The sequence below is a fragment of the Ornithinimicrobium sediminis genome (assembly GCF_021272345.1).
Lineage (GTDB): Bacteria > Actinomycetota > Actinomycetes > Actinomycetales > Dermatophilaceae > Ornithinicoccus > Ornithinicoccus sediminis_B.
In genome coordinates this window covers 21,037-34,283 of the sequence record NZ_JAJSDQ010000012.1, presented here as the reverse complement: position 1 = coordinate 34,283, position 13,247 = coordinate 21,037, and the positions used below count along the sequence as shown (strand labels likewise).

Here is a 13,247-nt window from a genome sequence, read left to right as displayed (position 1 = left end):
GGTTAAAGGACGTGTCGGTGCGGCTACCTTAGCGCCTGCCGGAGCCGCCTCGGTCCAGGGCCCGGGCAAGGTCGTCCCAGAGGTCCTCGAGCCCGACCGACAGACGCACGGTGGCGTCGGAGATGCCGACCCGCGCGCGCCCCTGGGGCCCCAGGCGACGGTGCGTCGTCGTCGCAGGGTGGGTGAGCAGCGTCTTGGCGTCGCCGAGGTTGTCGGAGATGTCGACGACACGCAGCCCGTCCAGCACGGCGAAGGCCTCCTCCTTGGCCCCCGCCGGTGCCGGCGAGGTCGAAGGTCACCACCGTGCCTCCCGCGCTCATCTGGGCGCGAGCGAGGTCGTGCTGCGGGTGCGAGCCGAGGCACGGGTAGCGCACGGAGCGCACACCCGGGTGCTGCTCCAGCCGGGCCGCCAGCACGCCGGTCGCGGCGCACTGTGCCTCCACGCGCGGCGGGAGGGTCTCCAACCCCTTCAGCAGGACCCAGGCGTTGAACGGGCTCATCGACGGTCCGGTGTGTCGCACCATCGTCTGCACGGGGCCCCCGATGTACTCCTCCGGGCCCAGGACCGCCCCGCCGAGGACCCTGCCCTGCCCGTCGATGTGCTTGGTCGCCGAGTAGACGACGATGTCGAGCATCGGGTTCGACGGTGTCTCCAGCAGGACGAGGTCGGCCGGCGTGGACAGCGCCCGTTCCCACTGGTCGAGCTCGTGCGCGTCGACGTAGTCCGTGCGCACCCCCCAGCGCGCGAGGATGTCGTCCAGGACCACCAGGCTGGAGCCGAACAGCGCCCGGCCGGCGACCACCTTGCTGCCCTGCTCGACGAGCGAGGCCAGCGAGGTGAAGACCGCCGACATCCCGGTGGTGTGGCGTAGCAGGCCGGCGCTCCCTCCAGGAGCCGCAGCCGCTCCTCGAAGGTGGCCACCGTGGGGTTGGCGTACCGGGAGTAGACGAAGCGCTCGACGTCCCCGGCGAAGGCCGCCTCCGCGTCCGCCGCGCGGTCGTCGCCGTACCCCTGGGTGAGGAAGAGCGCCTCCGAGGTCTCCTGGAAGCCGGTGCGCTCCTGCCCCGCCCGGACTGCGAGCGTGCGAGGGCGCAGGCCCTCAGGAAGGTCCGATGCCGGGCGTGGGGTGCTCATGCGGCTCCTCCGGGCAAGGTCGGGCCTCAGACCAGCGTGGGCTTGATCTCCGCGACCCGGGCCAGCAGGCCGTTGACGAACCGGGGCGACTCGTCCGTGGACATGCCCTGCACCAGGGCCACGGCCTCGGCGATCGCGACCGCGTCGGGGACCAGGTCGTTCCAGACGATCTCCCAGGTGCCGATGCGCAGGGCCGCCCGGTCGACCGACGGCATGCGCTCCAGAGACCAGCCGTGGCTGTAGGTCGTCAGGACCTCGTCGATGTCGTCCCAGCGGTCCAGGACGCCCCGCACCACCTCGACGGTGTAGCCGGGCAGCGGGTGCTGGGTGGTCGGCGCGGCGACCCGGGCCTCGAGAAGGTCGCCGAGGTCGAGGCCTCGCTGCTCCGCCTCGAAGAGCAGCTCCAGCGCCCGCTTGCGGGCCTTGCTGCGAGCGGGCACCGGGGTCAGCTCACCCGGCCGAGGTAGGACCCGTCACGGGTGTCCACCTTGACCCTGGTGCCGGTCTCGAGGAACAGGGGCACCTGGATCTCGGCGCCCGTCTCCAGGGTGGCCGGCTTCGTGCCGCCGGTCGAGCGGTCCCCCTGGAGCCCGGGGTCGGTGTGCGAGATCTCGAGCACGACGGTGGCGGGCAGCTCGACGTAGAGCACCTGCCCGTCGTGCTGGGCGATCATCGCCTCTCCGTTCTCCAGCAGGAAGTCCTTGGCGGCCCCCATGACCTCCGGCGTGACGTGCACCTGCTCGTAGGACTTGGTGTCCATGAAGATGTAGTCGGTGCCGTCGTGGTAGAGGTACTGCATGTCCGAGCGGTCCACGGTGGCCGTCTCGACCTTGGTGCCGGCGTTGAAGGTCTTGTCGACGATCTTGCCCGAGAGGACGTTCTTGAGCTTCGTGCGGACGAACGCCGGTCCCTTGCCGGGCTTGACGTGCTGGAACTCCAGGACCTGCCACAGCCCGTTGTCCATCTGCAGGACGAGTCCGTTCTTCAGGTCGTTCGTGGTGGCCACAGGATCTCTTTCGGTATGTCGGATGCCGGCGGAGCGCCTGCCCGGCGCCCCTGCCTCGGCGCGGGATCGGCTGGCAGTCTACCTGCCCTCGGCAGCGTGCCTCACGACCGCTCGGGGAGGGCTGCGAGCGCCTGCAGGGCCAGCAGGTAGGACCGGGCGCCGAAGCCGGCGATCGTCCCGGTCGCGACCCCGGCGACCACCGAGGTGTGCCGGAAGCTCTCGCGGGCAGCGGGGTTGGACAGGTGCACCTCCACCAGCCGGGACCCGGTCCCGACCAGGTGGGCGCAGGCGTCGCGCACCGCATACGAGTAGTGCGTGAACGCCGCCGGGTTGAGGACCACGTCCCAGCCGGACCGCGCGGCCTCGTGCAGCCACCCCACCAGCTCGGCCTCGTCGTCGGTCTGTCTCAGCTCGACGCCCGTCCCCAGCTCACCGGCGAGGGCGGCCACCTGCTCCCCCACGTCGGCGAGGGTCAGGGTGCCGTAGACCTCGGGCTCTCGGGAGCCCAGGGCCGCCAGGTTGGGTCCGCTGAGGACCAGCACATGTCGGGACACGGACCCAGCGTATGCGGCCGGAGCGCCCGTCGGGGGCCGGCTCAGCCGCGCACCGCCGCGTAGGCCTGCTCGAGCTGGGCCTCGGTGGGTCCTTCCAGGCGTCCCGGCACCGCGAGGTCGTCGAGGACCACGAAGCGCAGGGTCGTGCCCCGCGTCTTCTTGTCCCTGCTCATGGCGGCGCGCAGGTCGGCCCAGGCCGCCCCTGCGTACGTGGTGGGCAGGCCCACCGAGGTGAGGACCGCGCGGGTGCGGGTGACCAGCGCGGGGGGCGTGCGGCCGGCCAGCCGCCCCAGCTCCCCGGCGTACACCAGGCCGACGGCCACCGCGTCGCCGTGCCGCCACCGGTAGTCCTCCACCAGCTCCACGGCGTGCGCGAAGGTGTGGCCGTAGTTGAGGATCTCGCGCAGCGAGGACTCCCGCAGGTCCGCCGCGACCACGTCGGCCTTGACCTGCACCGCGCGCGTGACGAGCTCCAGGGCGACCGCCGAGTCCGGGCGGGTCGCGGCGCCGGGGTCGGACTCGACCAGGTCGAGCAGCACCGGGTCGACGATGAGCCCGCACTTGACGACCTCAGCCAGCCCGGAGACGTAGTCGGCCCGCGGCATCGTCGCGAGCCACGCCGGGTCACAGAGGACGGCGACCGGCGGGTGGAAGGCACCGACGAGGTTCTTCCCCTCCGCGGTGTTGATGCCGGTCTTGCCGCCCACCGCGGCGTCCACCACCCCCAGCAGGGACGTCGGCACCTGGACGACGTCCACACCGCGCAGCCAGGTGGCCGCGACGAACCCGGCGAGGTCCGTCACCGCGCCTCCGCCGATGCCGACGACCAGGTCGTCACGGGTGAAGTCGGCCTCCCCGAGACGGTGCCACAGCTCGGCCAGGACACCGACCTCCTTGGCGCCCTCGGCGTCCGGGACCGGCGCCGGGTGTGCTGTCCCGCCGGCTGCGGCCACGACGGCCGCGACCTCGCCGGCCAGCTGCTCCCGCCCGGCCTGGTGGACGACCAGGACCCGGCGCCCGGGTGTCACATGCTCACGCAGGTGCCACAGCACCCCGGGGCCGATGTGCACGGGGTAGCCCGGGTCGCCACCGACCTGCACGGTGCGTCGGGTCCCGGCGCCGCCTCCGCTCACAGCGCCTCCGCTCACAGTGCCTCCTGCGTGCCGAGCAGCGCCACGACCTCGTCGGTGACCTCCTGCGGGGTCCGCCCAGCCGTGTCCACCCGCCAGGTGGCGAGAGCTTCGTAGACCGGGCGGCGGGCCTGCATGAGACGCATCCACGAGGCGCGTGGGTTGACCACGAGCATGGGACGGGAGGCGTCGAAGCCGACCCGGCCGGCGGCGTCGGCGATGCTCACGTCCAGGAACACCACGGTGTGACCGGACAGCGCGGCCTGGACGTCGGGGTCCATGACCGCGCCTCCGCCGAGGGAGAGGACGACATCGGGACTCCCGAGGGCGCGCAGCACCTCCCCTCGCTCCAGCGCACGGAAGACCGCCTCGCCGTCGTCGACGAAGATGTCGCTGATGCTGCGACCCTGCGCCCGCACGATCGCCGCGTCGGTGTCGTGGTGTTCCAGCCCCAGCCGCTGCGCGACCTGGGCCCCGACGGTCGACTTGCCCGCCCCCGGGGGGCCCACCAGCACGAGCCTGGGCAGCTCAGACATCCTCGGCCCACCGCATCGTCTCGGGGACGGCCGCGAGGTACCCCTCGAGGTTGCGCCGGACCTCGGCCACGCTGTCGCCGCCGAACTTCTCCAGCACCGCCTCGGCCAGGACCAGCGCGACCATCGCCTCGGCCACGACCCCTGCCGCCGGCACCGCGCACACGTCGGAACGCTGGTGGATCGCGGTCGCCGCCTCCCCGGACGCCGTGTCGATGGTGCGCAGGGCCCGAGGCACGGTCGAGATGGGCTTCATCGCGGCCCGCACCCGCAGCACCCCACCCGTGCTCATCCCGCCCTCGGTCCCACCGGAGCGCAGGGTGGTGCGCCGCACCGCACCGCTGCCGTACCGTGCGATCTCGTCGTGGGCCAGGCTCCCCCGCCGGGCAGCGGTGCGGAAGCCCTCACCGACCTCGACACCCTTGATGGCCTGGATGCCCATGAGGGCTCCGGCGAGCCGCGAGTCCAGACGTCGGTCCCAGTGGACGTAGGAGCCCAGCCCCGGCGGCAGGCCCCACGCCAGCACCTCGACCACACCACCGAGCGTGTCGCCGGCCTTCCGGGCCGCGTCGACCTCGGCGACCATCGCCGCCGACAGGTCCGGGTCCAGGGTGCGCACCGGGTCGGCGTCCAGCCGGTCGACGTCGTCCGGGCGCGGCAGGTCCTCCAGCGCCGGGGCGTCGTCCTCGATGCCGGGCACCCCCGCGGTGCCGATGGACACCGTGTGGCTCACGAGCCGCACACCCCCGGCCTGTTCCAGCAGCGCAGCGGCGACGGCCCCCAGGGCCACCCGTGCGGCCGTCTCCCTGGCCGAGGCCCGCTCCAGGACCGGCCGGGCCTCGGTGAAGCCGTACTTCTGCATACCGGCCAGGTCGGCGTGCCCGGGGCGCGGGCGGGTCAGCGCCTGGTTGCGCGCCAGCTCCTTGGGTGCGCCCACGTCGTCCGCGCGGGCGAGGTCGCCGTCGGGGACGGGCTCGGGGCTCATCACCGCCTCCCACTTGGCCCACTCGCTGTTGGCGATGTGGAGCGACAGCGGCGAGCCGAGCGTGAGCCCGTGGCGCATCCCGCCCAGGAAGCTGAGCCGGTCGGCCTCGAAGGACATCCTCGCGCCGCGCCCGTAGCCCAGGCGGCGACGAGCGAGCGCCCCCTCCACCAGGGCTCGTTCCACCCGCACCCCGGCGGGCAGCCCCTCGATGACGGCCGTCAGGGCGGGGCCGTGGGATTCCCCGGCGGTGAGCCAACGCAACATGGCCCGCATCCTCTCAGACCACGGTGGAGAGCACGTCGGGCGCCAGGAGGGCACCCACCAGTGCGCCCACCATCATGGGCGGACCGTAGGCGAGGTCACCCGTGATCCCCACCCGACGGGTGAGCAGCAGTGCGATCGCGACGAGGCCCCCGACGAGGAAGCCCGCGTACATGCCCGCGAGGACGGTCTGCCACCCGAACCAGCCCAGTCCCACTCCCAGCACCACGGCGAGCTTGACGTCCCCGAGCCCCAGTGCGAGCGAGCCCCGGGCCAGCGAGAGGAGCGCGAGCGTGAGGTACCCGGCCCCGCAGACGAAGCCCGCCAGCAGGAAGCGCCCGACCACCGCCCACTCCGCGCCGACGAGGGCGGCGAGGGTCAGCCCGCCGGCGACCGAGGCCATCGTGGGCCACATGATGCGGTCCGGCAGACGGTGCACGTCCAGGTCCATGGCAGCCAGGCAGACGCACGCCAGCGCCAGGACCAGGAAGGTGAGCAGGGCGATCCACTGGGTCGCGGTCGCGCCGCCTGCTGCCGCGCCGGGGTCGACGGTGCGTGCCGGCGGCGCGGCGAGCACCCTCCAGGCGAGGACGCCGGCGACCAGTCCCAGGGTCGGCGCGACCCACCACCGTGTGCCCGGCAGCGGCAGGTCCTCCTCGTCCGGCTTGCGGTAGGTGACCTCGCGCAGCCAGCGCCCCACGGGCACCCCTCCGGCCAGGCCCACCACCGCCGCCACGACGACGGCCCACTCCAGCCCGCTCACCCTCGGATCACGTGTCCCTCCCCCTGTGCTCGAGCGCCCGGCGCATCTGCTCCAGCGGCGCGGCTCGTCCGGTCATCAGCTCGACCTGCCGGGCTGCCTGGTGCAGCAGCATCGTCAGGCCGTCCACCACATGGGCGCCGCGCGCCGCCAGGCCGGTGGCCCACGCCGTGGGCCACGGATCGTAGCGGACGTCCAGCGCGACCACCCCGGACAGGTCCCGGTCCGGCAGCGCGGACGTCCGGCCTCCCGGCGGCACCGTGCTCACGAGGACACCCTGTCGCGGCTCCTGGCCGATCCCCTCGCCATCCGTGACGACCCGCAGGGACATCCCCAGCACCGACCCCAGCCGCAGGGTCTCCTCCCGTGCGCGCGCTCGCACCTGCAGGGTCACCTCGGTCGCTCCCAGCCGGCCGAGGGCGACCAGCGCAGAGCGGGCGGTGGCTCCCGACCCCACGACCAGCGCAGGGACTCCAATGGGGGCTCCGGCCTCGCGCAGCGCCGTCTCGAGCCCCACCACGTCCGTGTTCTCGGCGCGCCATCCGCCCTCGGTGCGCAGCAGGGTGTTGGCGGCACCGACGAGCTCGGCCTCCTCCCCCGCCTCGTCCGCGAGCGCGAGCGCCTCCTCCTTGCCGGGCATGGTGACCGACAGCCCGACCCAGTCGCGGGAGCGGGTGGACACGTATGCCGTCAGCTCACCCGCCCGCACCTCGGCCCGCTCGTAGGTCCAGCCTCGCAGGCCCAGCGCCTGGTAGGCGGCACGGTGCAGCACCGGCGAGAGGGAGTGGTCGACCGGGGACCCGACCACGCCGGCGCGCCGGTGCTCGGCCTCAGCAGTCGTCCGGGTTGTCACGGCACCACTGGTTGAACAGCCTGACGTTCTCCTGGTGCTCCTCGAAGGTCTCCGCGAAGTTGGTCTCACCCGTCGTGGGGTCGACGGTGGCGAAGTAGAGCCACGGGCCCTCCTCGGGGTTCATCGCAGCCTCGATCGCGTCGAGACCCGGGCTGTTGACCGGACCCGGCGGCAGACCCGTGTTGAGGTAGGTGTTGTACGGGTCCTCGGTGCCACGCTGCGCGTCCGTCGTGCCCGCCCGCCCGCGCTCCTGGAACATGAAGTGGATGGTCGAGTCGAAGCCCAGCGGCATCCCCTCCTCCAGACGGTTCTCGATCACCTGGGCGACCTTGGGCAGGTCGTCGGCGAAGGCGGCCTCCGCCTGGATGAGGCTCGCCTTGATGACGACCTCCTCCATCTCCTCGTCCTCGAGCCCCACCTCGGCGAACCTCTGCGTGCCGAGGTCGACCATCGCCTGCAGCTGCTGCTCGGCCGTCGCGTCCGGCGGGAACTGGTAGGTGTCGGGGAAGAGGTAGCCCTCCATGTTGTCGCCCGCAGCCTCGGGCAGGTCGAGGTCCGAGGCGTCGACGTCCTCGTAGTCGTCGCGGTCGGTCTCGGTGGCCTCGGCAAGCAGGTCGAAGACCTCGTCCTTCCACAGGCCCTCCCGGACGGTGACCCCTGAGACCACCCGGTTGGCGGGGTCGAGCATGCGCTCCAGCGCGTCCGCCGCACTCATCTGCTGGAGCATCGAGTAGGTGCCCGGCTGAAGGCTGTTGGCCCTCGGGTCGGCGACGGCGACGTTGCTGAAGGCCGCCGCGGAGGCGACGACGTCGGCCTCGGCGAGGATCTGGCCGATCTGGCCGCCACCGGCACCCTCGGGCACCTGCACCGTGACCTCGCCGGACCCGGGCCCGGCGTAGTCCTCCGCGGTGTCCGACCCCAAGCTGAAGCTGGGGATCAGCCCGCTCACGGCCTGCACGGCCAGGTAGCCTCCGACGACCACCACCGCCAGGGCGGCCAGGATGGCGGTCCAGCGCACGACGGGGCTGCGCCGGGCCCGCCGCTCCCGATGGGCGGGCTCGGCGTGCGCGCCCAGGATCTCGTGCGTGTCGTAGTGGTGGTCGTCGTCGTAGTGGACGTCGTCGTGATGCGCGTCGTCGTAGTGGACGTCGTCGTGATGCGCGTCGTCGTAGTGGACGTCGTCGTGATGCGCGTCGTCGTAGTGGACGTCGTCGTAGTGGACGTCGTCGTGATGCTCGTCGTGGACGTCGTCGTGCGAGGTGCCCGGGGTCGCCGAGGAGGAGGCCTCGGGGCGCGACCGTGCGCGCCCCCGCGCCTGCCGGGAGCGGTAGTCCCGCCGGCTCGTGAACTCAGGGGTGTCCTCGGATGGACTCATGCCTGCCGTCCTTCGTCTGGTCGACCGGGCCGCGTGGCCCGGGGTTTGCGTCCCCCGACGGACTGTCCAGGTGGACGACCGGTGGCTCGCTCGGCGTCCAGGGCGGACTGCAGGATGAGCACGGCCGCGGCCTGGTCGACGGACTGCCGCTGGCGGCGGCCCGCCACCCCGCTCTCGCGGAGTGCGCGGTGGGCGTCGACCGTCGTCAGACGCTCGTCCCACAAGCGCACGGGGACACCGGAGAGCCGCCCGTGCAGGTCCCTAGCGTAACTGCGGGCACGCTGGGCAGCGACACCCTCTGCCCCGGAGAGGCTTCGGGGCAGCCCGACCACCACCTCGATGGCGCTGCGGTCGAGGACCTCTCGGACGATGGCCTCGAGGTCCTGACCGTCCTTCGCGTCTCGGACCAGGGTCGCCACCGGGAGCGCGAGCATCCCGGCCGGGTCGCTCACTGCCAGCCCGACCCGGACCTCTCCGACGTCGACGCCGAGGCGGACCCCGTGGCGTGCCGTCCCCGTCATCCGCGCCTCATCGTCCCTGGGTCACCTGCTCGCCGACGGCGTGCTCGATGCGCCGGAGCGCCGCCGACGTCTGCGACGCATCCGTGCCGCCGCCCTGCGCCAGGTCGTCCTTGCCACCACCCCCGCCGCCGAGGACCTGCGCGGCGACCTTGACCAGCGCACCGGCCTTGACACCCCACTGACGGGCCTGGTCGTTGGTGGCGACCACCACGACCGGCCGCCCCTTCGCGGTCCCGGTGAGGGCCACGACGCTGGGCCGGTCCTGGCCGAGCCGTCCACGCAGGTCGGTCACGAGACGGCGCAGGTCGTCACCACCGACACCCTCGCCCGCGTCGTGGCCGAGGTAGGTCACGCCGTAGACGTCGCGGGCCTGCTCCACGAGCGTGCCTGCGGCGGCCAGCACCTGCTGCTGGCGGGCAGCCGCGATCTCCTTCTCGGCGTCCCTGAGCCGGGCGAGGATGCCGTGCACGCGCTCGGGCAGCTCCTCGGGGCGCACCTTGAGCACCTCGGTGAGCTGACCCACGACGGCGTGCTCACGAGCGAGGAAGTCGTAGGCGTCGGTGCCCACGAGCGCCTCCACGCGCCGGACACCCGAGCCGATGGAGGCCTCCCCCAGCAGCTTGACCAGGCCGAGCTGACCGGAGCGTTGGGCGTGGGTGCCACCACAGAGCTCGCGTGCCCAGTCACCGACGGAGACCACCCGCACCTGGTCGCCGTACTTCTCCCCGAACAGCGCCATTGCGCCGGCCTCGCGAGCCTGCGCCTGGGTCATCACCTCGGCACGGACCGGCAGGTCGTCCATGAGCAGCGCGTTCACCCTGGCCTCGACGTCGTGCAGCACCGAGCCCGGAAGCGCGGACTGCGCGGTGAAGTCGAAGCGGAAGCGCCCCGGCGCGTTCTCCGAGCCCGCCTGTGTCGCCGTGTCGCCGAGGGCCTCGCGGATCGCCTTGTGCACCATGTGCGTGGCGGTGTGTGCTCGCGAGATGGAGCGCCGCCGTGCGATGTCGACCTCGCTGTGGGCCTGCTCCCCCAGGGCGACCTCACCGGAGACCACCGTCGCCTTGTGCACGATGAGGCCGCCCATGGGCGACTGGACGTCGTGGACCCGCACCACCGCTCCGCTGTCGAGGCGGATCAGCCCGCCGTCGGCGAGCTGGCCACCGCCCTCGGCGTAGAACGGGGTGCGGTCGAGGACGACCTCGACCTCCTGGCCCGCGTGAGCCTGCTGCACCACTGCACCGTCGACGAGCAGCCCGGCGACGCGGGCCTCGGAGGTCACCTCGTCGTAACCGGTGAACTCCACGCTGCGGCCCAGGGCGTCGGCGACGCTGCGGTATGCGGTGGTGTCACCGTGGCCGGACTTCTTGGCCCGTGCGTCGGCCTTGGCCCGGTCCCGCTGCTCGGCCATCAGCCGGCGGAACCCCGGCTCGTCGACCTCGACGCCCTGCTCGGCTGCCATCTCCAGGGTCAGGTCGATGGGGAACCCGTAGGTGTCGTGCAGCTGGAAGGCCTCCGCACCACCGAGCGTCCCGCTCCCGCCTGCCTTCACCTTGGCCACCGCGGTGTCCAGGATCGTGGTGCCGCTGGACAGGGTGCGCGAGAACGCCTCCTCCTCCCCGTAGGCGAGCTGGCTGATCCGCCCGAAGTCGGTCTCCAGCTCGGGGTAGGAGGCCTTCATGAGGTCCTTGCTGATCGGCAGCAGCGTGGGCAGCGAGGGGTCCTGCACCCCCAGCAGGCGCATGGAGCGGACCGCACGTCGGAGCAGACGTCGCAGCACGTAGCCGCCACCCTCGTTGCCCGGGCTGACACCGTCACCGATGAGCATGAGCCCGGAGCGCACGTGGTCGGCGACCACCCGGAACCGCACGTCGTCGGCCGGGTCGGCTCCGTAGCGGCGCCCGGACAGCTCCTCCGCGGCGGCGATGACCGGGTAGACCTCGTCGATCTCGTACATGTTGTCGACCCCCTGCAGCAGGTAGGCCACCCGCTCCAGCCCCAGCCCGGTGTCGATGTTCTTGCTGGGCAGCGGACCCGCGACGTCGAAGTCCTCCTTGGAGCGCACCGCGGACAGCTCGTCCTGCATGAAGACGAGGTTCCAGAACTCCAGGTAGCGGTCACCGGCGTCCCAGTCACGCTCGGCACCGAACTCGGGGCCCCGGTCGATGAGGATCTCCGAGCACGGCCCACCCGGGCCCGGCACGCCCATGCTCCAGTAGTTGTCCTTCTTGCCCAGCCGCACGATGCGGTCGTCCGGCAGCCCGGCCACCCGCCGCCAGAGGTCGATCGCCTCCTGGTCCTCGTGGTAGACGCTGGCGTAGAGGTCACGCTCGGGGAAGCCGTAGCCACCCTGGTCCTGAGGCCGGGTCACCAGCTCCCAGGCCAGCTGGATGGCGCCCTCCTTGAAGTAGTCACCGAAGGAGAAGTTGCCGGCCATCTGGAAGAACGTGCCGTGTCGTGTGGTCTTGCCCACCTCCTCGATGTCGAGGGTCCGCACACACTTCTGCACCGATGTGGCCCGGGGCCAGGGGGCGCTCTGCTGGCCCAGGAAGTAGGGCTTGAACGGCACCATCCCGGCGTTGACGAACAGCAGGGTGGGGTCGTCGTGCACGAGCGGCGCGCTCGGCACCACCGTGTGACCTGCTGCTTCGAAGAAGGACAGCCATCGACGGCGGATCTCAGCGGATTCCATAGCTCCTCATCCTGGTTACCAGTGCGAAGGGCACTCTATCCCCGGGGCTCCTCTCCTCCGCCGCCCTGACCCCGGATGGTGCGCCGCAGCTGCTCCCAGCGCGGGCCGAGGCGCTCCTCCCACCCGCGGTCGGTCGGACGGTAGTAGGCAGCGTCCGCCAGGTCGTCCGGCAGGTACTGCTGTGGACCCACCCCGGCCGGCTCGTCGTGGCTGTAGCGGTAGCCGTCGCCGTGCCCGAGGCGAGCGGCACCCGCATATCCCGTGCCCCGCAGCGGCGGAGGGACCGGACCTCCGCGTCCTGTGCGCACGTCGGCGACAGCAGCGTTGATCCCGGAGTAGGCGGCGTTGGACTTCGGGGCCAGGCTGACGTGCACCACCGCCTGCGCCAGGATGATCCGGGCCTCGGGCATCCCGATCTGAGCGACGGCGTGCAGCGCGGCGACGGCGGTCTGCAGTGCAGTCGGGTCGGCCATGCCGACGTCCTCGCTCGCGGCGATCACGACCCGCCGGGCGATGAAGCGCGCGTCCTCCCCGGCCTCCAGCTGGCGGGCGAGGTAGTGCAGCGCTGCGTCGACGTCGCTGCCACGCATCGACTTGATGAACGCGCTGGCCACGTCGTAGTGCTGGTCCCCGGCACGGTCGTAGCGCACCGCGGCATGGTCCACGGCCTGTTCCGCCGCTGCCAGCGTGATCCGCACCGGCACGCCCTCGCGCTCCGCCTCCCCGCCTGGTGCCACCGCGTCGAGAGCCACCCCGGCGGCTGCCTCGAGGGTAGTGAGGGCGCGGCGGGCGTCACCCCCGGCGATGCGGACGACGTGCTCCCGTGCGGCGGGCTCCAGGGTGAAGCCGCCGGCGAGGCCGCGCTCCTCGACCAGCGCCTGGTCCACCAGCTCGCCCACCTCCTCGTCGGTGAGCGGATGCAGGGTGACCAGCATCGAGCGGGAGAGCAGCGGGGCGATGATGCTGAACGAGGGGTTCTCCGTCGTCGCGGCGACGAGCACCACGAGCCGGTTCTCCACGCCCGGCAGCAGCGCGTCCTGCTGGGCCTTGCTGAACCGGTGGATCTCGTCCAGGAAGAGGACGGTCTGTCGTCCGTAGAGGTCGCGCTCGCGCCGGGCCTGCTCCATCACGGCGCGCACGTCCTTGACACCGGCCGTCACCGCGGACAGCTCGACGAAGGTGCGCTCGGAGGCCCGGGCCACGAGATGGGCCAGCGTCGTCTTGCCGGTGCCCGGCGGGCCCCACAGGATCGCCGACAGCGCCCCCGCGCTGCCGCGGTGCCCCTCGATCAGCCGCCGCAGCGGGCTCCCCGGCCGCAGCGCCTCCTGCTGTCCACGCACCTCCTCCAGGCTCCGTGGCCGCATCCGGGCCGCCAACGGCAGGTCGTGCCCCGCGGACGTCCCGGGGTCACCGCTGAAGAGGTCGAGGTCGTCTGGCACCGGCAC

Annotated in this window: 12 protein-coding genes and 1 pseudogene; all 13 read right to left on the bottom strand. The window is 72.6% G+C overall.

What is annotated here, in order from left to right; all coding sequences use genetic code 11:
• Window positions 1-23: 23 nt before the first annotated feature.
• Window positions 24-1,135 (bottom strand): annotated as a pseudogene (locus tag LVO85_RS16135) (PLP-dependent transferase).
• 26 nt (window positions 1,136-1,161) lie between these two features.
• Window positions 1,162-1,575, bottom strand: a complete 414-nt coding sequence (nusB, locus tag LVO85_RS16130; RefSeq protein WP_232748638.1) for a transcription antitermination factor NusB — start codon at window positions 1,573-1,575, stop codon at window positions 1,162-1,164.
• Window positions 1,576-1,580: 5 nt separating this feature from the next.
• On the bottom strand, window positions 1,581-2,141 hold the full coding sequence (efp, locus tag LVO85_RS16125; RefSeq protein WP_232748637.1) for an elongation factor P: 561 nt from the start codon (window positions 2,139-2,141) through the stop codon (window positions 1,581-1,583).
• 101 nt (window positions 2,142-2,242) lie between these two features.
• On the bottom strand, window positions 2,243-2,695 hold the full coding sequence (locus tag LVO85_RS16120) for a type II 3-dehydroquinate dehydratase (RefSeq protein WP_232748636.1): 453 nt from the start codon (window positions 2,693-2,695) through the stop codon (window positions 2,243-2,245).
• A 41-nt stretch (window positions 2,696-2,736) separates the two neighbouring features.
• A complete protein-coding gene (aroB, locus tag LVO85_RS16115; RefSeq protein WP_232748635.1) occupies window positions 2,737-3,843 on the bottom strand; it encodes a 3-dehydroquinate synthase in 1,107 nt (368 codons plus the stop codon).
• Window positions 3,840-4,361 carry a shikimate kinase gene (locus LVO85_RS16110; RefSeq protein ID WP_232748634.1) on the bottom strand — a complete coding sequence of 174 codons (522 nt, stop codon included), beginning with the start codon at window positions 4,359-4,361 and terminating at the stop codon, window positions 3,840-3,842. The genes aroB and LVO85_RS16110 overlap by 4 nt, the downstream gene beginning before the upstream one ends.
• On the bottom strand, window positions 4,354-5,607 hold the full coding sequence (gene aroC, locus LVO85_RS16105; RefSeq protein WP_232748633.1) for a chorismate synthase: 1,254 nt from the start codon (window positions 5,605-5,607) through the stop codon (window positions 4,354-4,356). Before aroC ends, LVO85_RS16110 begins: the two co-directional genes overlap by 8 nt.
• A 13-nt stretch (window positions 5,608-5,620) precedes the next feature.
• Entirely contained in the window at window positions 5,621-6,367 is a 747-nt protein-coding gene (locus tag LVO85_RS16100; RefSeq protein WP_232748632.1) for a prepilin peptidase, read from the bottom strand.
• 7 nt (window positions 6,368-6,374) lie between these two features.
• Entirely contained in the window at window positions 6,375-7,217 is an 843-nt protein-coding gene (locus LVO85_RS16095) for a shikimate dehydrogenase (protein ID WP_232748631.1), read from the bottom strand.
• Window positions 7,195-8,592: an endolytic transglycosylase MltG gene (mltG, locus tag LVO85_RS16090; protein ID WP_232748630.1), complete on the bottom strand. Its 1,398-nt coding sequence runs from the start codon at window positions 8,590-8,592 to the stop codon at window positions 7,195-7,197. Before mltG ends, LVO85_RS16095 begins: the two co-directional genes overlap by 23 nt.
• Window positions 8,589-9,113 carry a Holliday junction resolvase RuvX gene (gene ruvX / locus LVO85_RS16085; RefSeq protein ID WP_232748629.1) on the bottom strand — a complete coding sequence of 175 codons (525 nt, stop codon included), beginning with the start codon at window positions 9,111-9,113 and terminating at the stop codon, window positions 8,589-8,591. Before ruvX ends, mltG begins: the two co-directional genes overlap by 4 nt.
• Window positions 9,114-9,120: 7 nt before the next feature.
• A complete protein-coding gene (gene alaS, locus LVO85_RS16080; RefSeq protein WP_232748628.1) occupies window positions 9,121-11,802 on the bottom strand; it encodes an alanine--tRNA ligase in 2,682 nt (893 codons plus the stop codon).
• A 35-nt stretch (window positions 11,803-11,837) separates the two neighbouring features.
• The gene (locus LVO85_RS16075) at window positions 11,838-13,241 is read right to left on the bottom strand and encodes a replication-associated recombination protein A (RefSeq protein ID WP_232748652.1); all 1,404 of its coding nucleotides are present in this window, start codon (window positions 13,239-13,241) and stop codon (window positions 11,838-11,840) included.
• Window positions 13,242-13,247 lie beyond the last annotated feature (6 nt).

Bases quoted from the DNA above. Each gene is read 5' to 3' on its own strand.
- LVO85_RS16110 (WP_232748634.1), bottom strand. From the start codon at position 4,361: ATGTCTGAGCTGCCCAGGCTCGTGCTGGTGGGCCCCCCGGGGGCGGGC.
- aroC (WP_232748633.1), bottom strand. From the start codon at position 5,607: ATGTTGCGTTGGCTCACCGCCGGGGAATCCCACGGCCCCGCCCTGACG.
- mltG (WP_232748630.1), bottom strand. From the start codon at position 8,592: ATGAGTCCATCCGAGGACACCCCTGAGTTCACGAGCCGGCGGGACTAC.
- ruvX (WP_232748629.1), bottom strand. From the start codon at position 9,113: ATGACGGGGACGGCACGCCACGGGGTCCGCCTCGGCGTCGACGTCGGA.
- alaS (WP_232748628.1), bottom strand. From the start codon at position 11,802: ATGGAATCCGCTGAGATCCGCCGTCGATGGCTGTCCTTCTTCGAAGCA.